General features: G+C 66.1%; 25 protein-coding genes. 7 read left to right on the forward strand and 18 right to left on the reverse strand.

Annotated elements, in window-relative coordinates:
• Positions 1-5: 5 nt before the first annotated feature.
• On the reverse strand, positions 6-569 hold the full coding sequence (locus tag ACP7BY_RS06930) for a TlpA family protein disulfide reductase (RefSeq protein ID WP_033964675.1): 564 nt from the start codon (positions 567-569) through the stop codon (positions 6-8).
• Positions 570-588: 19 nt separating this feature from the next.
• On the opposite strand from ACP7BY_RS06930, the gene argH reads away from it, so the two are divergent.
• Genes argH through ACP7BY_RS06955 form a run of 5 tightly spaced genes read left to right on the forward strand, consistent with a single transcriptional unit; the run spans position 589 to position 5,212 of the window.
• The gene (argH, locus tag ACP7BY_RS06935; protein ID WP_081988685.1) at positions 589-1,959 is read left to right on the forward strand and encodes an argininosuccinate lyase; all 1,371 of its coding nucleotides are present in this window, start codon (positions 589-591) and stop codon (positions 1,957-1,959) included.
• Positions 1,956-2,210 (forward strand): hypothetical protein, encoded by a 255-nt coding sequence (locus ACP7BY_RS06940; protein WP_033964666.1) that lies wholly within the window; start codon positions 1,956-1,958, stop codon positions 2,208-2,210. Before argH ends, ACP7BY_RS06940 begins: the two co-directional genes overlap by 4 nt.
• Before the next feature lie 14 nt (positions 2,211-2,224).
• The gene (lysA, locus tag ACP7BY_RS06945; RefSeq protein WP_033964665.1) at positions 2,225-3,493 is read left to right on the forward strand and encodes a diaminopimelate decarboxylase; all 1,269 of its coding nucleotides are present in this window, start codon (positions 2,225-2,227) and stop codon (positions 3,491-3,493) included.
• The gene (locus tag ACP7BY_RS06950) at positions 3,486-4,265 is read left to right on the forward strand and encodes an NAD(P)-dependent oxidoreductase (protein ID WP_249340861.1); all 780 of its coding nucleotides are present in this window, start codon (positions 3,486-3,488) and stop codon (positions 4,263-4,265) included. Before lysA ends, ACP7BY_RS06950 begins: the two co-directional genes overlap by 8 nt.
• The gene (locus ACP7BY_RS06955) at positions 4,262-5,212 is read left to right on the forward strand and encodes a zinc transporter ZntB (protein WP_126849255.1); all 951 of its coding nucleotides are present in this window, start codon (positions 4,262-4,264) and stop codon (positions 5,210-5,212) included. The genes ACP7BY_RS06950 and ACP7BY_RS06955 overlap by 4 nt, the downstream gene beginning before the upstream one ends.
• Here ACP7BY_RS06955 and ACP7BY_RS06960 read toward each other — a convergent pair.
• The 12 genes from ACP7BY_RS06960 to ACP7BY_RS07015 form a co-directional block, all read right to left on the reverse strand.
• The gene (locus tag ACP7BY_RS06960; RefSeq protein WP_231565200.1) at positions 5,187-5,858 is read right to left on the reverse strand and encodes a response regulator; all 672 of its coding nucleotides are present in this window, start codon (positions 5,856-5,858) and stop codon (positions 5,187-5,189) included. The genes ACP7BY_RS06955 and ACP7BY_RS06960 overlap by 26 nt on opposite strands.
• On the reverse strand, positions 5,855-6,259 hold the full coding sequence (locus tag ACP7BY_RS06965; RefSeq protein WP_033965696.1) for a flagellar protein FliS: 405 nt from the start codon (positions 6,257-6,259) through the stop codon (positions 5,855-5,857). Before ACP7BY_RS06965 ends, ACP7BY_RS06960 begins: the two co-directional genes overlap by 4 nt.
• On the reverse strand, positions 6,256-7,722 hold the full coding sequence (fliD, locus tag ACP7BY_RS06970; protein ID WP_137902896.1) for a flagellar filament capping protein FliD: 1,467 nt from the start codon (positions 7,720-7,722) through the stop codon (positions 6,256-6,258). Before fliD ends, ACP7BY_RS06965 begins: the two co-directional genes overlap by 4 nt.
• A gap of 55 nt (positions 7,723-7,777) precedes the next feature.
• Positions 7,778-8,905: an EscU/YscU/HrcU family type III secretion system export apparatus switch protein gene (locus ACP7BY_RS06975; RefSeq protein ID WP_033965695.1), complete on the reverse strand. Its 1,128-nt coding sequence runs from the start codon at positions 8,903-8,905 to the stop codon at positions 7,778-7,780.
• Positions 8,905-9,687, reverse strand: a complete 783-nt coding sequence (fliR, locus tag ACP7BY_RS06980; protein WP_052192400.1) for a flagellar biosynthetic protein FliR — start codon at positions 9,685-9,687, stop codon at positions 8,905-8,907. The genes ACP7BY_RS06975 and fliR overlap by 1 nt, the downstream gene beginning before the upstream one ends.
• Before the next feature lie 127 nt (positions 9,688-9,814).
• Positions 9,815-10,084, reverse strand: a complete 270-nt coding sequence (gene fliQ / locus ACP7BY_RS06985; protein WP_033963873.1) for a flagellar biosynthesis protein FliQ — start codon at positions 10,082-10,084, stop codon at positions 9,815-9,817.
• 123 nt (positions 10,085-10,207) lie between these two features.
• The gene (gene fliP / locus ACP7BY_RS06990) at positions 10,208-11,062 is read right to left on the reverse strand and encodes a flagellar type III secretion system pore protein FliP (RefSeq protein ID WP_033963875.1); all 855 of its coding nucleotides are present in this window, start codon (positions 11,060-11,062) and stop codon (positions 10,208-10,210) included.
• Positions 11,059-11,319, reverse strand: coding sequence for a flagellar biosynthetic protein FliO (locus tag ACP7BY_RS06995; protein WP_010405393.1), 261 nt, complete (start codon positions 11,317-11,319; stop codon positions 11,059-11,061). Before ACP7BY_RS06995 ends, fliP begins: the two co-directional genes overlap by 4 nt.
• 5 nt (positions 11,320-11,324) lie before the next feature.
• Positions 11,325-11,615: a flagellar motor switch protein FliN gene (gene fliN / locus ACP7BY_RS07000; RefSeq protein WP_010405391.1), complete on the reverse strand. Its 291-nt coding sequence runs from the start codon at positions 11,613-11,615 to the stop codon at positions 11,325-11,327.
• Positions 11,612-12,580 carry a flagellar motor switch protein FliM gene (locus ACP7BY_RS07005; RefSeq protein WP_033963878.1) on the reverse strand — a complete coding sequence of 323 codons (969 nt, stop codon included), beginning with the start codon at positions 12,578-12,580 and terminating at the stop codon, positions 11,612-11,614. The genes fliN and ACP7BY_RS07005 overlap by 4 nt, the downstream gene beginning before the upstream one ends.
• A gap of 3 nt (positions 12,581-12,583) precedes the next feature.
• Entirely contained in the window at positions 12,584-13,174 is a 591-nt protein-coding gene (locus ACP7BY_RS07010) for a flagellar basal body-associated FliL family protein (RefSeq protein WP_033963881.1), read from the reverse strand.
• Positions 13,175-13,192: 18 nt separating this feature from the next.
• Positions 13,193-13,978, reverse strand: coding sequence for a flagellar hook-length control protein FliK (locus tag ACP7BY_RS07015; protein WP_171010538.1), 786 nt, complete (start codon positions 13,976-13,978; stop codon positions 13,193-13,195).
• A gap of 46 nt (positions 13,979-14,024) precedes the next feature.
• On the opposite strand from ACP7BY_RS07015, the gene ACP7BY_RS07020 reads away from it, so the two are divergent.
• Entirely contained in the window at positions 14,025-14,177 is a 153-nt protein-coding gene (locus ACP7BY_RS07020; protein WP_171010539.1) for a hypothetical protein, read from the forward strand.
• 87 nt (positions 14,178-14,264) lie between these two features.
• Positions 14,265-14,393 (forward strand): hypothetical protein, encoded by a 129-nt coding sequence (locus tag ACP7BY_RS07025; RefSeq protein ID WP_260591661.1) that lies wholly within the window; start codon positions 14,265-14,267, stop codon positions 14,391-14,393.
• A 1,499-nt stretch (positions 14,394-15,892) separates the two neighbouring features.
• Here ACP7BY_RS07025 and ACP7BY_RS07030 read toward each other — a convergent pair.
• The 5 genes from ACP7BY_RS07030 to fliF form a co-directional block, all read right to left on the reverse strand.
• Positions 15,893-16,318, reverse strand: a complete 426-nt coding sequence (locus ACP7BY_RS07030; RefSeq protein WP_033963888.1) for a hypothetical protein — start codon at positions 16,316-16,318, stop codon at positions 15,893-15,895.
• Positions 16,311-17,639, reverse strand: a complete 1,329-nt coding sequence (locus ACP7BY_RS07035) for a FliI/YscN family ATPase (RefSeq protein WP_010405385.1) — start codon at positions 17,637-17,639, stop codon at positions 16,311-16,313. The genes ACP7BY_RS07030 and ACP7BY_RS07035 overlap by 8 nt, the downstream gene beginning before the upstream one ends.
• Positions 17,640-17,766: 127 nt before the next feature.
• Entirely contained in the window at positions 17,767-18,522 is a 756-nt protein-coding gene (locus ACP7BY_RS07040) for a FliH/SctL family protein (RefSeq protein ID WP_052192142.1), read from the reverse strand.
• Positions 18,515-19,522 carry a flagellar motor switch protein FliG gene (fliG, locus tag ACP7BY_RS07045; protein WP_010405381.1) on the reverse strand — a complete coding sequence of 336 codons (1,008 nt, stop codon included), beginning with the start codon at positions 19,520-19,522 and terminating at the stop codon, positions 18,515-18,517. The genes ACP7BY_RS07040 and fliG overlap by 8 nt, the downstream gene beginning before the upstream one ends.
• Positions 19,519-21,258: a flagellar basal-body MS-ring/collar protein FliF gene (fliF, locus tag ACP7BY_RS07050; RefSeq protein ID WP_033963893.1), complete on the reverse strand. Its 1,740-nt coding sequence runs from the start codon at positions 21,256-21,258 to the stop codon at positions 19,519-19,521. The genes fliG and fliF overlap by 4 nt, the downstream gene beginning before the upstream one ends.
• Positions 21,259-21,260 lie beyond the last annotated feature (2 nt).

Raw genomic sequence — 21,260 nt, forward strand, 5'->3', positions numbered from 1 at the left:
GCGCGTTATTTGGCCTCGGCGAGCGCGGCCTTGGCGGTGGCGCTCGTCCAGTCCATGCCGCCGGTGCTGCGCCAAACTTCGTGACCGGTCGAATCGAACAGGATGCTCATCGGCAGGCTGGCATTATAGGTGATGCTGAAGCCGACATCCTTGTCGAGATAGGGCTTCAGCCGTGCGAAGCTGTGCTTGGCGAAGAAACCGGCGACGGTCGGGCGGTCCTTGTCCTGGCTGATCGTGGCGACGGTGATGGTTGCTGCCGCTGCATCGAGCGTCGGCATTTCCTTGACGCACGGGCCGCACCAGGTCGCCCAGAGATTGACCAGCACTGGCTTGCCCTTGAACGCCGCCAGCGTCATCGGCTTGCCATCGGGGTCTTCGAACGTGACCGCGGGGGCGGCTTCGCCCTTGTGGCTGCGGTCGATCGCGTGCGTCTCAGCCGGTTCTGCGGTGGCCTGCGCGGAATTGGCGGTGGGCGCGAGCGCGTCTTGCCCGTTGGACGAGACTTGCTTATCGCACCCGCCAAGCACTCCGAGTAGCAGGACCGGGACCATCACCGAGCGTAAAGACATATCGGGCGCATCCAATGCGATGTGGGGCGGTCGTTTTGCCGAAGGGCCGACCGCAGTGATGCGGGCGATAAATGCCTCGATCCCGTTCGACAAGCGTTTGTGGCGACAGGACATCGCCGGGTCCAAGGCGCATGTCGCGATGTTGGGCGCGACCGGCATCGTTTCGGCGGAGGATGCTGCCGCGATCTCGGCGGGCCTCGACACCGTTGCCGCGCATTATGCCGAGCATGGCGTGGCCGAGGACATGGTGCTCGAAGACATCCATATGCAAAGCGAGTCGCGCCTGGCCGAGGCGATCGGCCCGGTTGCCGGACGGCTGCACACCGCGCGCTCGCGCAACGACCAGGTCGCGACCGATTTCAAACTGTGGGTGCGCGATGCGATCGATGAGGTCGATGCTGCCCTTGGCGCGTTTCAGGACGCCTTGCTCGCGCGTGCGGAGCAGCATGCCGACAGCGTGATGCCGGGCTTCACGCATCTTCAGAGCGCGCAGCCGGTGACGCTCGGCCATCATCTGATGGCCTATTATGAAATGATCGCACGCGACCGCAGCCGCTTTGCCGATGCGCGGGCGCGGATGAACCTGTCGCCGCTCGGTTCGGCTGCGCTGGCGGGCACCGGCTTCCCGATCGACCGGGAAATGACGGCGGCGGCGCTCGGCTTCGACGGGCCGACGCGCAATTCGCTCGATGGCGTGTCCGACCGCGATTTCGCGATCGATTATCTGACCTCGGCGACGCAATGTTCGCTGCATCTGTCGCGGCTTGCCGAGGAATTCGTGCTGTGGGCGTCGCAGCCGTTCGGCTTCGTCGCTCTATCGGATCAATGGTCGACCGGCAGCTCGATCATGCCGCAGAAGCGCAACCCCGATGCGGCCGAACTGGTGCGCGGCCATGCCGGGCGCATCCTCGGCTGCATGACCGCGCTGATGGTGACGATGAAGGGCCTGCCGCTGGCCTATTCCAAGGACATGCAGGACGATAAGCCGCCGGTGTTTGAGGCGCATGATTTGCTAGGGCTGTCGATCGCGGCGATGACGGGCATGGTCGAAAGCGCGACCTTCCGGACCGATCGGATGCGCGGGCTTGCCGAAGCCGGTTTCGCCACCGCGACCGATCTCGCCGACTGGCTGGTGCGCGAAGCAGGCGTGCCGTTCCGCGAGGCGCATCACATCACCGGCCAGGCAGTGGCGCGCGCGGAAGCGCTGGGGGTGAAGCTCGACGCGGTGCCGCTGGCCGATTTGCAAGCCATTGATGCGCGGATCGACGATCGCGTCTATGGCGTGTTGTCGGTCGATGCGTCGGTTGCCAGCCGCACGAGCTTTGGCGGCACCGCGCCGTCGCGCGTGCGGGCGGCGATTGCGGCGGCACGCGAAGGGAAACGGTCATGACACTCACGCGGGTGCCGGGTTTGATGGTCCTCGGGTCGATCGCGCTGCTCGCGGGTTGTGGTTCGGCGACCACCTTGAAACCGCCCAAGGGCCAACCATTGCCGGTCGCGCCTTATGGGGCGACCGCCACGCCGACGCCTGCCGATTTGATAAAACCGAGCGACCAGGCCCGCCCCGAGCGCAGTGACGAAGTGCTCAAGAACTCGCAGCAGCGGCGCGGCGACGATTTCGATTTGCCGCCCCCCAACTGATTTAGGCTGTTTTTATGGATCATTTTTCGCTCGTCGATGGGGCGATGCACTGCGAAGGCGTGCCGTTGTCGGTGATTGCCGAGGCGGTCGGCACCCCGGTTTATGTTTATTCGACCGCGACGCTGAAGCGCCACGCCCGCGTGTTCCGCGAAGGGCTGGCCGGGGCGGGGGATGTCCACCTCGCTTATGCGATCAAGGCCAATCCCAATCTCGCGGTGCTGCGCGTGATGGCGGATGCGGGCTATGGTGCTGACGTCGTGTCGGGTGGCGAGCTCGCGCGCGCGCTGGCGGCGGGGATTCCGGCCAGCGACGTAGTGTTTTCGGGCGTCGGCAAGACCGTCACTGAATTGACCACCGCGCTGGAGGCTGGGCTCGGCCAGTTCAACCTCGAGCTGGAAGAAGAAGGCGTCGTGCTGGCCGGGCTGGCGGCGGCGCGCGGGCTGGTCGCCAATGCGACGCTGCGCGTGAATCCCGATGTCGATGCCGGCACCCACGCCAAGATTTCGACCGGCAAGCGCGAGAACAAGTTCGGCGTGCCGATCGACCAGGCTCCGGCGATTTTCGGGCGATTGGCGGGCTTGCCCGGCCTCGCGCTGCGCGGCGTCGCGATCCACATTGGTAGTCAGTTGAGCGATCTTGCGCCGCTGGAAGCGGCCTATCGGCGCGTCGGGGAACTGGTCACCGAATTGCGCGGGCTTGGTTTCCCGATCGAACGCGTTGATCTCGGCGGTGGGCTGGGCGTGCCGTATCGCGAAGGCGATGTCTTGCCGAGCCCCGCCGAATACGGTGCGATGGTTGCCCGCGCGACTAAGGATTGGGGCGTGCGGCTGATGTTCGAACCCGGCCGCGTGATTGCGGGCAATGCCGGTGTGCTGCTGACCAAGGTGATCTGGGTCAAACCCGGCGCGATCAATCCCTATGTCATCGTCGACGCCGCGATGAACGATCTCGCCCGCCCGGCGATGTATGACGCCTGGCATGATTTCAGGGCGGTCCATCCGACCGGCGAACGCATGGTCGCGAACATTGCCGGGCCGGTGTGCGAAAGCGGCGACACCTTCGCGATGGGCCGGGACATCGATGCCGTGAAGAGCGGCGACCTCGCCATCTTCCGCACAGCCGGAGCTTATGGCGCGACGATGGCATCGACCTATAACAGCCGCGCATTGGTGCCCGAAGTGCTGGTCGATGGCGACCGGTTTGCGGTGGTTGCCGACCGTATCCTGCCCGAGACGATCCTCGCCGCCGAACGCATTCCGGAATGGCTCACGCCGGGTGACTGACGACGCTCGTCTGCACAGTCTGCCGCTTTTCGTGCGGCTGGCCGGGCGGCCGGTGATTCTTGTTGGAACCGGCGAAGCCGCTGACGCCAAGCGCCGCCTGCTGGAACGCGGCGGGGCCGAAATCGTCGGCGAAGCGGCGGCGGCGGCGTTGGCCATCGTTGCGCTGGAGGAACCTGCACAGGCGCAAGCGGTTATCGCGCGGCTGAAGGCCCGAGGCGTGCTGGTCAACGCGGTCGATCGGCCGGATGATTGCGACTTCACGCTGCCCGCGATCATCGATCGCAACCCCGTGATCGTCGCGATTGGCACCGGCGGGGCCTCGGCTGGACTGGCGGCGGCGGTGCGGCAACGGCTGGAGACGCTGCTGCCGCAAACGCTCGGGCCCCTCGCGACCGCGCTGTTCCGCTGGCGGGCCGCGATCCGGCTCGCTTTCCCGTCGCTGGAGGCGCGGCGGCGCGCGCTGGGCGCGGCCTTTGCGCAAGGCGGAGCGCTCGATCCATTGGCGGCGGGGCCGGAGGCGGTCGAGCCATGGCTGCTGTCGCCGATCGCGCAGCGCGACCAATTCGTCCATATCCGTCTGGTCTCCGACGATCCCGACGATCTCACGCTTGCCCAGGCGCGCGCGCTCGCTTTGGCCGACCGGATTTATGCGGCGGCATCCGCTCCCTCTGCCGTTCTGGACCGCGCGCGTGCGGATGCGGTGCGGATCCTCTGCGCAGGTCCGCCCGTTACGCGCGAGCCGGGGCTTTCGGTTTGGCTGGAGAAACTATGAGCGGTTTTGCCTATTGCGTTGCCGACGGCAAGGCGGCGCGGATCGACATCGGCCAGGCCATCGCGGCGACCGGCGACCTGGTCTGGGTGCATCTCACCTCGAACAACGAAGATGCGCAGGCGTGGCTGACCGACACCGCCAAAGCCCCCGATTATATCGTCGATGCGCTGACCACGTCCGAATCGCGCCCGCGTTGCGATGCGGTGGGCGATGGCGCGTTTCTCAATCTGCGCGGGCGCTCGAACGAAGCGATGACCACCTCGGATCCGCTCGCGTCGCTGCGGATCTGGGCGGTCGCGGGGCGGGTGATTTCGGTCACCCGGCGTGCGGTGACCGCGATCGACGATGTCGTGAAGCTGATCGAGGGCGGTCATATCCGCGACCCAGGCGACCTGATCGCCGAATTCGCGGTGGCGATTACCGAAGAGCTCGATCCCGAAGTGGCCGATCTCGGCGACCGTCTCGATGATTGCGAAGCCGATCTCGATGCGGACAAAGTGTTCGAACTGCGTCGCGGTGTGACCAAGGTGCGCGTTGCGGCGATCGGCTATCGGCGCTTCCTGCAGCCGCAGCGCGCCGCGCTGGAAAAGCTTGCTGCCCTGCCGTGCGATTGGCTGCATGATGATGACCGGCTGCATCTCGGTTCCGCGGCCGACCGCGCGGCGCGTATGGCCGAGGAACTGGAAGCGATCCGCGAACGCTCGGCACTGATGCATGAATCTCTGACCGATCTGCGCGCCGAGCAGATCGATTCCCGCGCGCTGCTGATCTCGATCGTGGCGCTGATCTTCCTCCCGCTGACCTTCCTGACCGGGTTGTACGGCATGAATGTCGAGGGGTTGCCTTACGCCAAGGAGCCGTGGGCGTTCGACGCGATCGGCGGGATTTGCATTGCGATCACGATCGGGATCATCGGGTATTTCAGCGCGAAACGCTGGTTCGGCTGAGCCATTGGATGCGGTCGTTCAGGGCCTTGACCGACGCAGCCAGGCGCTTGCGCTCGGCCTGCGTCGCGGCGAGCGTGGCCCTGGTTTCGCCCAGTTCGACCGCACGCGTCGCGACGCGGGCATCGAGCGCTGCATTGGCGCGCTTGAGCTCGGTGATTCGTCGGGCGCGAGCAAGCACGCGGGCAATCCGTGCGGCAAGGACATCGAAGTCGAGAGGCTTGGCGACATGGTCGTCGGCACCGGCTGCGAGTCCGTCGATCGCGGCGGCGGGGTCGCGGTGACCGGTCATCATGATAACCGGCAAGTCCGCCGTATCGGCATTGCTGCGGATCTCGTGCAGAACCTGAAGGCCGGACATGCCCGGCATCACCATGTCGAGCAGGACCAGATCGAACCCGCGCGCCGCAATCAGGTCGAGCCCTTCTGATCCGTTGTCGCTGAGCGCGGTGCGATAGTCGAGCTGACCGAGCCGCTGGCCGAGCACGCTGAGGCTGGTGCGGCTATCGTCGATCGCCAGGATCGTGCCGGTCGCGGGCGGTGTTGCGCACGGTGTCGAAGCAGGGGACTCGATCGGCGGGGTAGCGTCGGTGCGCGATTGCGGCGGCGTTATCCGGGTGCCATTCCGTTGCGACAGGGGGCTGGTCATGCGGCGCGCACGGTACGCCAGGCCTGGCCGATCTCGTCGAGCGTCGCTGCGACCTCGCGAAACGGAGCCGGATCGCTGCCGATGCTTGCATTGACCACGGTTTGCCGCGCTCCGGCATAGAGGTTGGCCAAAGCGGGGGCGACGGTGCCACCGGCGTCGAAATCGAGCCCCGCCTCCAGCGCGAACAGGATCGCGGTGGCACGCGTCACCTTTTCGCTCTTCATCGCATAATTGCCGTTCTCCGCAGCCCACGCGGCCCCGCGCAAGGCGCGGATCGCCTCGTCATACAATAACTGGACAAGCGCTGGCCCATCGGCCTCGGCAGTCTGTCCGGCGAGTTCGATCTGACGATACGTCGCCTCCGGGTTGCGGCCGAAGGCGGTTGCGTAGGCGGTGCTCACCCGGTTTTGTTCCACTGCGCGATTTGGTTCGTCAGCGCGGTTTGCGATGCCTTGTATTTGGCCACCAGCGCGTCGGACGCGGCATATTGCTTGGTCAGGCGTTCCTGATAGGCCGTGGTGTCGGTGGCGACCTTGGCTTCGGCGTCGGTCACCTTGGTCTTGGCAGCGGTATAAAGCGCGGTGCTGCCGACCAGACCGATATGTTCGACATTGCCGTTGATGGTCACTTTCTGGTCGACTGCTGCGGTCGAGATCGCATCCAGCGCCGCGGCGATGCCGCCGCCGGTTGCGCCCGTGCCATTGGCAAACAGCGCTTCCACCGCATCCGGGGTATTGGTCAGCGCAGCGTTCAGCTTGGTCGAATCGACGCTCAGCGTGCCGTCGCGATTGGTCGACACGCCGATCGAGGCAAGGTTGATTGGGTCGCCTGCCGCCGCGCCCGTCGTCAGCGTGGTCAGCGGCAATGCGCGCAGCGCGCGCGCCAGGCTGGTCGCATTATTGTCGTTGCGCAGCGCACCCGAGGTGGAATCGGTCTCGGTCTTGAGCACCGCCTGCAGCTGATTGTAGGTATCGACGAAATCCGTCACTGCCTGCGATAGTGCCGCAGTCGGTTTGGTGTTGCCCAAGGTCACCGGCTTGCCGACCGCAGTGCCGGTAAGTTCGAGCTTCACCCCCTCAACCAGATCGGACACTGTGTTGCTCGAGCGTTCGATGCTGACGCCGTCGAGTTTCAGCTGGGCATTACCAGCCGCGCTGCCGATCGTGGTCGCGCTCTCGCCGACGCCGACGTTGAGTGCGGACAGTGCCGGCGTGTCGCTGGAGAGGGTGAACGCCTGATTGGTGCCGGTCGCGCCTTTCAGCGTCAAGCGCGCAGTGCCATTGGCGTCGGTGACGATGCTCGCGGTCACCCCGGCAGACGCGGCGTTGATTGCCGATGCAATTCCCGAAAGCGTCTGGTGCGCACTGTCGATGGCGATGGTCACCGGTTTGGCGGTTCCCGCAGTAAAGCCCGTCAACGCGCCGCTGTCGACGGTCGCTGTGCCGAGGGTCAACGTCAGATTGCCGGTGCCGACGGTGGCATCCCGGCTGGAGAAGGACGTTGCGCTGGTGGCCACCTGGGCGGTGGCGAGGCGAGTCACTTCGACCGAGGCGGCGAGACCCGACAATTTCGCACCCGGAAGCGCAGTCGCGGTGAGCACGCTGGTGTTCGAACTCGTAGGCTGTGTCACCAAGGTGCCGCCCGTCACCAGCGTCTTGAGCCCAGCGGCAAAGCTGGTGATGCCGCTTTGCACTTTGGCGACCGAAGAGATCTGTGCGGTTAGCGCATCTTCCTGCTTGGTCAGCGACGCGTTCTTGGCAGCGAACTGCGCTTGCACGAGGGAGGCGACCAACGATGCCGTGTCGACGCCGGACCCGGCCCCGAGCGAAGTGAGGATCGACTGGGTTGCGGTGGTGGTCACCATGGCTGTGGTCTTGCTCCCAAACTCATGTGTAAGAACGACGGGCGGGCGGTCATGTTTAGGATTCCTTCACGCCATTTTCGTCGAAGCGCGCGCTCGGCGGCACCAGCACCGGCGGCGGCGTACCGCCCGCCGCGGTGTTGAGCCCGAACACGAAGGCAAGGATCGTCGCCAGCGCGACATACAGGTCGTCGCGCACCTCTTGCCCTTCGCGGCTGGTGTAATAGACGGCGCGCGCCAGCGAGGGATATTCGAGCACGGGCACTTGCGCTTCCGCCCCCAATTCGCGGATCGCGAGCGCGATCACGCCGCGCCCTTTGGCAACGACGACGGGCACCTGGTCGGACTCGCGATTATAGCGCAGCGCGACCGCAAAATGCGTCGGGTTTGTCAGGATGACATGCGCTTCGCTCACCGCCGCGCGCATGTTGCGCTTGGCCATCTCGCGTTGACGCTGACGCATAGCGCCCTTGGCCTCGGGCGAGCCTTCGGTTTCCTTATGCTCGTCGCGGATCGCCTGTTTCGACATGCGCAATTTGCGCAGCAGCTGGATCAATTGCAGCGGCACGTCGATGCCCGCGATGATCACGAGCCCGCCCGCCATCGCGAACAAAATCCCCATGAAGGTGCCGCCGAGCGCAGCGACGGCCGTGCCGATATTGGTCGAGGCAAGGCCGATCGTCATGTGCGACGCCTGTTGCAGCATATACCAGCCAATGCTGCCGAGCAGCGCCACCTTGAGCAGCGACTTGCCGAGCTCGATCCACCCTTGCGGTCCGAAGATGCGCTGCAGGCCTGAGGCGGGGTTGATCCGCGACGCCTTGGGTGCGAGCAATTTGCCATTGAAACCAAGGTGGCCAAGCCCGGCCTGGCCAAGGATCGCCGCCGCCAGCGTTACCGCCAGCAGTGAGCCAATTGCCGGTGCCAGCTTCCAGCCGCTTTGCAGGAGCGGGCGGAAAGGGGAGAAATCCTCGATATCGCGCTGGTCGAACGAAAAACTCGACGTCATGATCTCCTTGCACGCACCGACCAGCGAAGGCCCCATCATCGCCAGCCAGCCGCACCCGGCGAGGATCACCAGCGCGGTTGCAAACTCGCGCGATTTGAGGATGTCGCCCTGTTCCGCCGCATCGCGTTTGCGCTTGGCGGTTGGGGCTTCTGTCTTTTCACCATATTCGTCTGCCATCAGCCGAGCACCAGGCTTTGCGTGGCGGCGAGACCTTCGTTGATGATGACGAGCAGATAATCCCCCATCGCGGGAAAGCCCAAGGCGAGCGCAACCACGCCGACCGCGAGGCTGGCGGGCAAGCCGACCGCGAACAGGTTGAGCGACGGGGCAGAGCGCGAGATCATGCCGACGACGAGATTGAGGCACAGCAGCAGGAAGCCGACCGGCAGCGCCAGCAGCAATCCCGCAAGGAAGGTGTAGCCGCCGAAAAACGCGATATTCTCAAGCTGCGCTGGTTTAAGCCAGGCGGCCCCCGGCGGCAGTGCGTCATAGCTCTTCACGATCATCTCGACGAGGATGAGGTGGCCGTTGACGCTGAGGAACAGCAGGGTCAGCATCATCGAGAAAAACTGGCCGAGCGCCGGGGTCGAGCGGCCGTTCTGCGGATCGATCGCGGACGCGAAGCCGATGCCCATCGAGGTGCCAATCACTTCGCTCGCGATCATCGGCGCGGCGAATGCGATTTGCAGGATGAAGCCCATGGCAAAGCCGACCAGCGCTTCCGCTGCGACCGCCAGGAAGGTGGTGAGCGAAAAGATCTGTGCGGGCGGCACCACCGGATGCACCGATAGCACCAGCACGCCGATCGCGCCCGACAGCGTCACGCGCACCGTGACCGGAATTGCGATGGCGCTGAATACGGGGGCTGCGATGAACGCCGCGCCGACGCGCACCATCACGAAGATCAGCGCCCATAGTTGCGGCTCGATCGACAGGCCGAAGCCGAGCGGGCCGTTCATCTTCCCCTCCCGCTTGCGGGAGGGGTTAGGGGAGGGGCGTGGCGCGAGCAGTGCGCGCGATAAAGAAACTGCCCTCCCCCAGCCCCTCCCGCAAGCGGGAGGGAGGAAGAAAGGGCCTGGCCCGCGTTCATCGCACCAGATCCGGGATCCGCTCGAAAATGCCGATCGTGAAATCGGTGAGCAGCCCCAGGATCAAGCTGCCGAACACCAGGATCGAGACACCCACCACGATCAGTTTGGGTACGAACGACAGCGTCTGTTCGTTGATCGAGGTCGCCGCCTGGATCATGCCGGTGATGAGCCCGGCGAGCAGCGCCGGGATCAGGATCGGCGCGGAGGCGAGCGCCAGCACCCACATCGTCTGGTTGGCGACGGTCAGGAAATAGTCCGCGTCCATCAGAAACGCTCCTTTCCGTTCGCCCTGAGCCGGTCGAAGGGCAGCGCGCCACGGCGACTTCGGCAGGTGCTGCGCGCGGGCTTCGACAAGCTCAGCCCGAACGGTCGTGTGCTGCGCATCGCTTCAACTCACGAACGAATTGGCAAGACTACCCATCGTCAGCGCCCAGCCATCGACCAGCACGAACAGCAGCAGCTTGAACGGCATCGAGATGATCGTGGGCGACAGCATCATCATGCCGAGCGACATCAGCACCGTCGCCACCACCAGATCGATCACGATGAAGGGCAGGAATACCAGGAACCCGATCTGGAACGCGGTCTTCAGCTCGCTGGTGACGAAGGCGGGCAGCAGCACCGAAAAGGGAATGTCATTGGCCTGTTTGTACGGCCCGCTCTTGGCGATGCCGGCAAACATGGTGATGTCCTTCTTGCGGGTCTGCTTGGTCATGAAGGTGTGCAGCGGGATCGCGGCGGCCTTGATCATGTCGGTCGCGCCGATCTTGCTTTCGGCATAAGGCTGGATCGCGGTCGCGTTGATCTGGGTGATCGTCGGGGCCATCACGAAGAAGGACAGGAAGAGGGACAGGCCGATCAGCACCTGGTTGGGCGGCGTCTGTTGCAAGCCCATCGCCTGCCGCACGATCGCCAGCACGATGATGATGCGCGTGAAGCTGGTCATCATCAGCAGGATGCCCGGGAGGATCGTCAGCAGCCCCATCACGATCAGGATCTGCAAGCTCAGCGCCATCGGCGCATTGCCGCCGCCAAGATCCTTCAGCGCGCGATCGGCGGCGTCGCCGGCCCCTGGGGTCGGCACCGCGATCGGGGCGGCCTGGGCGAAGGCAGGGTGCGCGACCAGGATCGCGAAAACCACGCCGAGCAGCATCAGCGCCAGCTTGCCCCAAGGCAGCACGCGCGCCACCGATGGCTTGATCAGCGCCGGGCCCGAGCCTTTGCGAATGACCTTGACGCTCACCGTGCGTCCCCACCGCGATCGACCAACGCGACGCCGGTGCGGCTGACCGAGACGAGCAGCTTGCGCCCCTCGAAATCGATCACCGCCAGCCGGACGCTGGGCGAGATCATCATGGTCTCGGTGACCTTGAGCAGCCGATTGGCAGGCTGACCCGGCAGCCGCGATTCGAGCCGACGCCAGGCATAGAGGCACCCGATCATCAGGCCGCACACCAGCGGCAGTAGCACGACGAGCTTGAGGATATAGGACCACATCATGGCGATCAGGCCCGCTTCTCGGGGCTGACCAATTCGGTCATACGCACGCCGAAGCTGTCGCCGACCATCACCACTTCGCCGCGCCCGATCAGCGTGCCGTTGACCAGCACGTCGAGCAGTTCATTGGCTTGGCGGTCGAGCTCGATCACGCTGCTTTCGCCAAGCGCGAGCAATTCGCGCAACGTGAGCGAAGTCGAACCGATTTCGACTGTCAGCTTGACATCGACGTCCTGCAGCAGCCGGAAATTGGCGGCCAGGCTGGCATCGACGGGGAATCCGCCACTCAAGTCGGTCATTGCAATTCACCCCCGAAAGCACGGTCTAGGTCGTAGGAAATATGCGTGAGCTTGATCGCGGCCTTGCCGTTAGACGTACCGACAGTCCCCGCGCCGAGCCGATCGCGGCCGACCATCACCGGCACGTCGCCACCGACCGAAATCGGGATCACGTCGCCCGCCTTCAGTTCCATCAATAGGCTCAGCGACACCATCGGTTCCGCCAGTACGGATCGGATCGGGAAGCGCACGTCCATCACCGCACGGGTGAGGCCGTTGCGCCACGCCGGGTCAGGCTCGGCGGTCTTGCCATGCACCTTGCCGGTCAAGGACGGGCCGTGTGGCTTCAACGCGGTGACGGGATAGAGCAGGTCGAGGAACACGGGCTTGGCGGTCCCGGAGGCGATGCCGAAGCGCGTGATGACGACGGCGTCATCGGCGTCGAGATCGGTAATCAGCGCCGGATTCGCCTCGACCCGGCCGGGGGTGAACTCGATGCGGGCGAGCGGCTCCCATGCCGCGCGCATCGGCTCGGCCAGCATCCGGCCGAGCTGGGCGATCATCGCCTCGGCGGCGGGGGTGAATTCGGCGGGCAAGGTGGCCGGAGCCGCTCCGGTGCCGCCAAAAAACAGATCGAGCAATTCCATCACGAAACGCCCGTCGAGCACCGCCAGCGCTTGGCCGGCAGCGGGTGTCCCAGCCGCCGTCATCGCCATTGGCAGCCATGCGGTCAGGCCGTCGGGGCGTTCGACCCGGTAATCGGCCAGGCGTTGGACGACCAGCGGTTCGGCCCAGGTGCGGCATTCGCGGCGCAGCAACGGCTCGAACACCGCGCGCACGCCGCGCGCGAGCCGCGCGGACAAATGCTGCACCGTGTGCAGGTCGCCGAACGGATTGAGGTTGGCCGTCCCCAGCGTGGCATGGTCTGCCGTCCGCCGGGGCCGCTCCCGCCTGTCGCTCGCGCTGTGAAGGCCTTCGTTAACCATGCCTCACTGAACAACGAAATTGGTAAAGTAAACGTTACCGACGCCTCCAAAGCCTTCTTTTTCCTTGAGCGTATCGTTGATCGCTTTGGCGATGCGACGCTGCAAAACCTTCTTGCCGTCGCTGGTGAACACCTGCTCCTCGGTGGTGTCGCCGAGCGCCATCAGGATTGCCGATCGCACCGCGATTTCGTTGGTCTTGATGTTCTCGATCACCGAATCGTCATAAGGCGTGGAGACGGCGACCCCGACCTGCACGAAATGGACGCTGTCCTGCAGGTTGGAGGTAAACTCCTTGTCCATGGCGTAATAATTCGAGGCATATTTGTCGCCGCCGACCCCGATCGGTGGCTTGGTGCCGCCTTTGGCTCCCTCGGCACCCTCACCGGTGCCGACGCGCTTCTGCTCGGCCTTGGGGACCAGCCGTGGGCCGGTTGGCTCGGGTGCGGCCTTGCTGCCGCCAAGCAGCCCGGCATGCATGGCGAACACCGCGCCGCCGACGCTGCCGCCGACGAGCACAAGCCCGCCGACGATGAGCAGCAGGATCTTCATCATGCCGCCCTTCTTCTTGGGCGCTTCCTTGGGGGCGTCACTCATGGGTACTGTCCTTCATCTTCAAGCGAGGCGGTGGTCGACGGGATCGTCAGTGGCTTCGGAGCGCGCGCGGGGCGGCGTTCGCGAAGGTTGCGGGGTTGGGCGCGGCTGCGGGGCGGCACCGTTGCCGCCGCCCGCGCTATCGGTGGTCACGCTGGTATCGCCGATGCGAACGCCGCGCGCGGAGGCCAGTTCGGTCAAGCGCGGCTGCGCCTCGGCGATCAGCGCGCGGGTGGCTTCATGCTGGGCGGTGAAGCGAACATGGACGCGGTCGCCATCCTGGCGCACCGCGACGTCAACGCTTCCCAGTGCGTCGGGGGTAAGCTTTATGCGCGTGTCATGCGCATTGGCATCGTCGCGGAGCGTTTCGATGCGATCGATCATGTGCTGCAAGCCCTGATCCTGCCTCAGGTCGAGGGGCGTGGCGTCGGTTTTGCCGGTTGCCGACACGCTTGCCGGACCCCGCAAATCGACCGTCGATGCCGGGCTGAGGGCGACTGAGAGTGTGGCAGTGTCGCCCTCATTGCGGGCTGCGGGCTTGTCGCGCCAGGACGTCGCCGCCGCGATTGCCGCCGCGAAGACTTGACCGGCGGGTTGCGGCGTCGTGCTGACGGTGATGGCTGGCACTGCGGCGTCGCGCCGGGCGACCCGGATCGGCGGATCCGAACGATCAACCCGCGGGGGTGATTGCGGCACCGCTGGCGGCGTGATCGCGCTCGACGCGGCAACGATCGGGAGGGGTGCCGCAGGTGCGGAAACAGCGGCAGGCACCAAGGGCCCTGCGTCGCCCGGCAGCGGCGTTGCCACGGGTGCGGTTGCCGTTGAAACGATGGGGAGCGGTTGGGCTGTGGTTATGAGCTCGGGCCGAGACGGCTCAGGCTGGCGGATCGCGTCGACGCGATCGGAATTTGGCAGTGTGATCGAAACGGGCGGGGTGTCGACCCTTGCTGGCGCGTTTGACGGTGCCGCAGCGACGAGCTCGCTCCCGGCGGCGGGGATGGTCTGAACGATCGCGGCCGAATGGACGGCAGGTGGCGATACCGTATGGCCGACTATGGTGGCATCCGCGTCTGCGGCGTTTGCGATATCTGAGGTGACGGGCGCTTGGGCCCCCGTCGATGGCAGCGTCGACGGGCGGGTGGGCGTTGCCAGCGACGATATTGCGGTCGTGACAATTGGCGAGGGTGCGGACCTGAGGCTCGTCACCGATATCGCGCGCTGAGCCGCGGCGGGCGAGGCCACGGTTGCCACGCTCTGCAGACCTGAATCGAGTTCAGCGTCGTTACCGGTCGCCGGTGCAAACGCGATAGCGGGCGCGACCAGCGGCGACCCCGGATTTGGGACAAGCGCTATCGTCGCATCGTTTGCGTCGACGCGAACGGCCTGGGGCAAGCTGTTGTCTGCGTGCGCTGGCTGCGCGCGCGCCGTCGCCGGGCGTGCCCGCGATGTCGCCGTCGCGTCGCGCGCTTCCAGAAAAGCGCTCAGGGTTTGGACGCGTGCTCCGGTCGCCCGAGGCGGGGCGGAAAGGGATATCGATGGTTTTGCGGCTCCGGCCGTGGAAGTCCCGGTGTCCGGCGACAATGGCTGCGGCTTCTCGGCCAAGACGGTCGGTGCGGGTGTCGCGTCCCTTACGACCACCACCGGGACGATTGGCTCGATCGATGCGGCGAGGGGCGCAAGCGGAGCCGCCCCGCTTTGTGAGGGCACCGGCAGGGGGCTATTGTCCTGCGACAGTGCCTGCGGCTTCTCGGCCAAGACGGTCGGCGCGGGCGTCGCGTCCGCTACGACCACGGCCGGGACGACTGGCTCGATCGATGCGGCGAGAGGCGCAAGCGGAGCCGCCCCGCTTTGTACGGCGGCAGGCCGCTTGTGGCTCGACCGGTCGATCGCGGGAAGCGGTGCCGCCGTTGCTGAGGCGGTCACGTTTGCGGAGGCCACTGCTGCTGCGGAAGCGCCGGTCAGCAGGCCTTGCCCTTTGTCCCGCCAGCGCGTCGTCGACGGAGGGAGCGGATCTTTGGCGGTGGCCGTCGGGCGATGCGATGCGCCATCGTTTACGATGGCGACAAGCGTGGTGTTTGGCGCAACCGCGGGCACCCGCGAAGCGGGCGCGCCGCTATCTGTCCCACCCTGCGCCGCCACAAGCACGACGGCTGGCATAGGTGCGGCGATCTTCGCGGAAGCGACTGGTACCGTCGTAGACGGCCCGGCGGCAAGGGACGTTCCTTCAGCATCGATCACAGCGGATTCGAGCCGGCTGCCATCGTACGTCGTTTGCAACGCCGCGTTTTGCGCGGACATGGCCTTCGGGACTGCGGCTGGGAGTCGAGCGGGCAGAGCGGCTTTGATCTGGACGGCCGATGCGGCTCCCGAAACCGTCGGATCGGTTCGTGAAGGAGCCCAATTCCGAACGGCGCTCGGCCTGTCGGTTTCGGACGCGCCGACCGTGGCCAGGAGGGGCTGGGGCAATCCTTTGCCGTCTACGGCAGCCGCTTGCCGCGTCAGGATCGTCGAGGTGCTTCCGGGCACCGTAGTCGTGGCATCGCGTGCCTCGAGGATCGCGCCGAGCGCTTTCTCGAAACCACCGGGCGTGGAGCCCCCGTGGCCGGGGGCTTGTCCGTGGCCTGGGGCAAGTGCGGATGGCGCAGACGATAGGGGCAACGGATCGATCATGCAGGCTCCAACGGGAATCGATCGCAACTCCCGATCGACGTTGTCAGAGCTTCAGCAAGGATCGTGCCGAATTTTTCGCGTTGGCGGCGCTGCCTCCATGGCGCGGATCGCCTTGACCACGGCCTCGGCTTCGGCGCGGGCGATCAATTTTTCGATCGCGCTTTGGTCTCGGCGCGCCTCACGCGTCGCTTCGCTGGCGCGCGCGGCGGTTGCCTGGGCCGCACGCAAGCGCCCTTCGGCAGCTTCGGCCGATTGGTGGAGGCGCTCGCGAAAATGCGCTGCAGCGACCAGCGAAAAGCCAGCCACCGGGGCCGCTGCAGGCGTAGGGGAGACGTTCGCGGTTAGCTGCGCAATGCGGGACCTGAGCATTTGTTCGCTGGCGGCACGATCGTGCGCGCGTGCCTCCTCGGCCTGGACCAGGCCAAGCTGGAGCGTCCGCACCCGCAGAATGCGGTCGAGCTTGGAGGGCTTAGCCATCGCCGAACACGCCGATCAGCTCGGCGGCGGCGTCGGGCAGCGAGACCATCTCGTCGGGGTCCTGCTTGATATATTCGAGCACCGCCGGATGGCAGGCGATGGCGGCGTCGATCGCCGGATCGGCACCCGAGCGATACGCCCCCATCAGCACCAGATCGCGATTTTCCTCATAGGTGGCGAGGTGGCGGCGCAGCACGCGCGCGGCCATCTGGTGCGGCTTGTCGACAATGTCGTTCATCACGCGGCTGACCGAGGGACCGATGTCGATCGCCGGATAAACGCCGCGTTCGGCCAGCGCACGGTTGAGCACGATATGCCCATCGAGGATCGAGCGCGCGCTGTCGACGACGGGATCGTTGCCGTCATCGCCATCGGCGAGCACGGTATAGATGGCGGTGATCGATCCGCCCGATGCGACGTCGGTCCCCGCGCGTTCGATCAGATTGGGCAGCATTGCGATTGCGGAGGGCGGATAGCCGCGCGCGCTGGCCGGTTCGCCCAGCGCGAGGCCGATTTCACGCCCGGCATGCGCGACGCGGGTGAGCGAATCCATGATGAGCAGCACCTTCTTGCCCTCGGCACGAAAGGCTTCGGCAATGGCATGGGTGCGCAAGGCACCGCGAATGCGCAGCACCGGCGAATGGTTGGCGGGCACGGCGATCACAACGGCGCGTTTGCGCGCTTCGCCCGCGACTTTGGTTTCGAGGAAATCGGCGACTTCGCGGCTGCGTTCGCCGATCAGGCCAATGACGATGACATCGGCCTGCGCCGCGCGCACGATCATGCCGAGCAGTACCGATTTGCCGACGCCCGACCCGGCCATGATGCCGATACGTTGCCCCTGGCCAACCGTCAGCAACCCGTTAATCGCGCGCACGCCGACATCGAGCGGGTGCAGCACGCGGCCCCGGTCGAGCGGCGATTGCAATTTGCCCGCAAGCGGCCAGCGCGCCGCGCCGCGGATCGGCCCCAGCCCGTCGATCGGCTTGCCTGCGCCATCGACCACGCGGCCGAGCAACGCGGCACCGACCTCGGCCTCGCCCGGAGGTCCGAGCGGGCGTACCGGCGCTTGCGGGAGCAAGGCCGCCGGGCCGCCGAGGTTCATCAACAGCGTGCGGCCATTGCGGAAGCCAATCACTTCGGCTTCGACACCAGATTGCCGGTCGCCGACCTGGCACACCGTGCCGACCGGCAGCGTCAGGCCGACCGCCTCCATCAGCAGCCCGTCAAACGATGCCAGCCGCCCGGACACCTTGGGTCGCGGCGCGAAATCGGGCAGGCCGAGCGCGTCGAGATAGTCGCCGGTGAAGCGGTTCAGCATGGCCCTGTCCCACGCCCTTTACCGTCACCCCGGACTCGTTCCGGGGTCCACGGTGCGACAGGCGAAGATCGTCGTTGTGGAGAGGTGGACCCCGGAACAGGTCCGGGGTGACGGTGGGGGCGAAGGTTCATGCCCCCGGCACCGCAACATGATCGATCGCTTGCGCCAATTGTTCGAGCCACAAGTCCGGCCCGTCCTCGACGATGGTCGATGCGCTTTCGAGCACGAACGACCCACGCGCCACGCTCGCATCGCCGACCGCGAAGATTTGGTGGGGCAGCTTGCCTTCGAGCAAAGCGACATCGTCGGGGTGAACGCGCAGCATCGCCGATTCGGTGGCATCGGTGAGCAGGTCGGCTGCGGCCTCGATCCGCTGGGCCAGCCGTTCGGACGAAATGCCGACATCGCCGACCAGCCGCGTGACCAGGAACAGCACCGTTTCGCGCAAGCGCCGCGCAACCGCTTCGCGGTCGATCCGGTCGTTCGATTGCAGCGCCTGGGTGAGCGATTCGAGCAGGGCGCGGTCGCGTTCCGCCAGTGCCGTCATTTCCGCACGCGCGGCGTCGCCGCCTTCGACATAGCCGATCGCATATCCCGCTTCATGCGCGACCGCGACCGGGTCGACAAAGGGCTGTGTCGGCGGGGCCGGGTTGGCATCGAACGGGTCCCAGCCGGCGGTCGGATTGGTGCCGGGGGCGGCGGGCGAGAAATGCCGCGGGCGCTCGCCCTCGCTGTCGTGGGGCGAGAAAGAGACCGGGCCGCGCTCGGCCCGCTCGCGCAAATCGGCGGCAGCGAAGCCTGCAACACGCGGCGCGAAGGCGGCCTGCAGCGCTTCGGCCACGCCCCGGCTGCGCGCGGAAAATCCGGCGGTGAATTCAGACATAATCGTCTTCACCCGCGCCCATCTGGATGGTGCCGTCCTTGGCGAGGTTGCGTGCGATCTGGATGATCACCTTCTGCGCGTCGAGCACTTCGCTGAGCTTCATCGGTCCGCGTGCTTCCATCTCGTCGCGAATGCCGTCGGCGGCGCGGCTCGACATGCAACCCAGGAAGCGCCCGCGAATGCTTTCGTCTACGCCCTTGAGCGCGCGCGTCAGAATGTCGCTGTCGATATTGCGGATGAGCGTACCCAGATTCTTGTCGTCGAGTTCGAGCAGATTTTCGAACACGAACATCGCTTCCTCGATCGCCTTGGCGACGTCGCGGTCGATCTTGAACAATTTCGGCATGACACGCAGCTCGGTTGCCTTGCGCCCGCTCGACAGGATCTTGGCGGCATCGCGCGTTCCGCCCAGCGTCACCCCGGCCGATGCCTGTGCGGCACCGGCGCGGTTGGCGAGCATCGTGCGCAGCGTTTCGACCGCTTCGGGCGTGATCGGCCCCAGCCGCGCAAGCCGGTGCAAGATGTCAGGCTGTGCCGCATCGGGCATCAGTTCGAGCACTTGTGCGCCAACGCTGGGTTCCAGATTGGCGATCAGCACGGCGGCGATCTGCGGATGTTCCTTCTCGATCATCGCGGCGATTTCGCTGGCGTCGAGCCAGTCGAGCAAATCGAGCTGGCAAGCATCTTCAGCGGGGACGATCCGTGCGAGCACGCTATCGGCCTTTTCCTGCCCCAATGCGCGCGTCATCACCGCTTCGATCCGCGGACGCGGGTCGAAGCCGATCGCGGTGCGCTCGCGCGCCTTGCCGACGAAATCGTCGAGCGCATATTCGACCTCGACCTCGCTGACATCAGCGACCGCAAACATCGCCTTGCCAAGCTGCCGCACTTCTTCGGGGTCGAGCTTTTGCAGGATCGCGGCGGCTTCTTCCTCGCCGACCAGCATCATCAACACGGCGGCACGTTCGACGCCGGTAAAGGTGCGCATGGGAGCGTTCATGACTTGATCATGTCCCGAACAGCGAGCGCGGCGCGCGCCGGATTGTCGCGGGTGAAGCCGCGCACCATGCCGATGCGATCGTCATAGTTGCGGGCACTTTCCAGCGCGTCGATGCTGACGGGCTGGTCGGTTGGCGGCGGCGGAGCTTGTCCGCCACCCTGCGCTTCACTCAGCAGATCGCGACCCAGCGCCGGGCGATCCTGCGGCGCGACCGGTTCGGGGTCCCTCTTCATCAAGCTCTTGGCGAGCGGGCGGACGCCGAGGAACAACACCAGCAATGCGATCACCAGTGCCGTTGCGTTGCGCGCGACCACCGGCAGCCAGCCTGCTTCATACCAGGGCTGCTTGTCGTCCAGCGCGGTCCCGCCAGCGAATTTGCGGCTGATCACGGTGACGCGGTCGCCCCGGCTGGGGTTGAAGCCCACCGCCGTCTGGACGAGCTGGGTGACTTGCTGGATCTCCATGGTGCCGCGCGGCTTGCCGGTTTCGGGGTCGCGCAGCAGCACCGCGACCGACAGCCGCGTGATCGTGCCGGGCGCGGTGCGGCTGACCGACACTTCCTTGCCGAGATCATAAGCGCGCGAATATTGGTCGCTCGCCTTCATCGCATCGCTGACCGCTCCGGCAGCGGCCGCCACCACCGGTGCAGCGGCACCGGGGGTTGAGACACCCGAGCCTGCGGGCGGTGCCGGGGTTGGTGTTGCGGCGGGTTGCGGGGCGGACAGGGTCGATGCGGGCGGCGGCGTGTTGGACAGCGCGCCCGGAATGCCGCCGGGGGCTTGCGCGTCCTTGCCGTTGCCGGTCCACTGGCCCTGTTCGACGCGGAGCGCGCCTTGTTTGTCATAGCTTTCGCGCGTCGCCTGGGTTTCGTTCAAGTCGACATCGGCCTGAATTTCGGCGGTGAAATTGCCGGCGCCGATCAGCGGGGTGAGCAATTGCACGACCTGGGCGCGGTACTTTTCTTCGACACGCCGCTGGAAGGCGATGCGTTCGTCGCTGGCTATGCCGAGCTGGCTTTGGTTGGCACCCTTGGTGAGCAATCCGCCCATCTGGTCGACGATGGTGACGCCTTCGGGCTTCATGCCTGGCACCGAGGAGGCGACGAGGTTGACGATCGAGGACACTTGCGCGTCGCCGAGCGAACGGCCCGGTTGCAGTTTCACGATCACCGAGGCGGACGGCGCGGCATTGTCGCGCACGAACACCGATTGTTCGGGCGTGGCGAGGTGGACGCGGGCTTCGGCAACGGCGTCAATCTCCTGGATCGACCGTGCGAGTTCGGTCTCGCGTGCCTGGCGCAGGCGTTCGCCTTCGACGGCGCGCGACACGCCCATCGGAAGATTGTCGAGGATCTGATATCCGCCAGGCGCGGCCTTGGGCAGGCCTTGCCCTGCAAGCAGAATGCGCGCGCGCGAATAATCGTCCTCCGCGACCGTCAGCGCGCCGGTGCCGGGGTCGATCCGCGACGTGATGTTGGCCTGTTGCAACGCCGCCGTCACCGACGCCTTGTCGCTATCGGCAAGGCCGGAGAACAGCGTCTTTTGCGTCGGCGTGGCGAGCATCATCCAGGCGAGCGCGGCGGCGGCGATCAAGCCTACGAGCAGGACCATCGGCAAGCTGCGCCGGACCGCCGGCTGCGCGAGCAGACCCTGGATCTGCTGCAAGGGGTTGGCGAAGCGTTCGGGCACCAGGGCGGCGACACCGGACTGCGGGGCGGGGGTGAGGGCGTTGCTCATCT

Origin of the sequence: Sphingomonas sp. PSPC2-2 (assembly GCF_049897725.1) — a bacterium.
Classification (GTDB): Bacteria; Pseudomonadota; Alphaproteobacteria; order Sphingomonadales; family Sphingomonadaceae; genus Sphingomonas.

Bases quoted from the DNA above. Each gene is read 5' to 3' on its own strand.
- ACP7BY_RS06930 (WP_033964675.1), bottom strand. From the start codon at position 569: ATGTCTTTACGCTCGGTGATGGTCCCGGTCCTGCTACTCGGAGTGCTT.
- argH (WP_081988685.1), top strand. From the start codon at position 589: ATGTGGGGCGGTCGTTTTGCCGAAGGGCCGACCGCAGTGATGCGGGCG.
- ACP7BY_RS06940 (WP_033964666.1), top strand. From the start codon at position 1,956: ATGACACTCACGCGGGTGCCGGGTTTGATGGTCCTCGGGTCGATCGCG.
- lysA (WP_033964665.1), top strand. From the start codon at position 2,225: ATGGATCATTTTTCGCTCGTCGATGGGGCGATGCACTGCGAAGGCGTG.
- ACP7BY_RS06955 (WP_126849255.1), top strand. From the start codon at position 4,262: ATGAGCGGTTTTGCCTATTGCGTTGCCGACGGCAAGGCGGCGCGGATC.
- ACP7BY_RS06960 (WP_231565200.1), bottom strand. From the start codon at position 5,858: ATGACCAGCCCCCTGTCGCAACGGAATGGCACCCGGATAACGCCGCCG.
- fliD (WP_137902896.1), bottom strand. From the start codon at position 7,722: ATGGTGACCACCACCGCAACCCAGTCGATCCTCACTTCGCTCGGGGCC.
- ACP7BY_RS06975 (WP_033965695.1), bottom strand. From the start codon at position 8,905: ATGGCAGACGAATATGGTGAAAAGACAGAAGCCCCAACCGCCAAGCGC.
- fliR (WP_052192400.1), bottom strand. From the start codon at position 9,687: ATGAACGGCCCGCTCGGCTTCGGCCTGTCGATCGAGCCGCAACTATGG.
- fliQ (WP_033963873.1), bottom strand. From the start codon at position 10,084: ATGGACGCGGACTATTTCCTGACCGTCGCCAACCAGACGATGTGGGTG.
- ACP7BY_RS06995 (WP_010405393.1), bottom strand. From the start codon at position 11,319: ATGATGTGGTCCTATATCCTCAAGCTCGTCGTGCTACTGCCGCTGGTG.
- fliN (WP_010405391.1), bottom strand. From the start codon at position 11,615: ATGACCGACTTGAGTGGCGGATTCCCCGTCGATGCCAGCCTGGCCGCC.
- ACP7BY_RS07005 (WP_033963878.1), bottom strand. From the start codon at position 12,580: ATGGTTAACGAAGGCCTTCACAGCGCGAGCGACAGGCGGGAGCGGCCC.
- ACP7BY_RS07010 (WP_033963881.1), bottom strand. From the start codon at position 13,174: ATGAGTGACGCCCCCAAGGAAGCGCCCAAGAAGAAGGGCGGCATGATG.
- ACP7BY_RS07020 (WP_171010539.1), top strand. From the start codon at position 14,025: ATGAGCTCGGGCCGAGACGGCTCAGGCTGGCGGATCGCGTCGACGCGA.
- ACP7BY_RS07030 (WP_033963888.1), bottom strand. From the start codon at position 16,318: ATGGCTAAGCCCTCCAAGCTCGACCGCATTCTGCGGGTGCGGACGCTC.
- ACP7BY_RS07035 (WP_010405385.1), bottom strand. From the start codon at position 17,639: ATGCTGAACCGCTTCACCGGCGACTATCTCGACGCGCTCGGCCTGCCC.
- ACP7BY_RS07040 (WP_052192142.1), bottom strand. From the start codon at position 18,522: ATGTCTGAATTCACCGCCGGATTTTCCGCGCGCAGCCGGGGCGTGGCC.
- fliG (WP_010405381.1), bottom strand. From the start codon at position 19,522: ATGAACGCTCCCATGCGCACCTTTACCGGCGTCGAACGTGCCGCCGTG.
- fliF (WP_033963893.1), bottom strand. From the start codon at position 21,258: ATGAGCAACGCCCTCACCCCCGCCCCGCAGTCCGGTGTCGCCGCCCTG.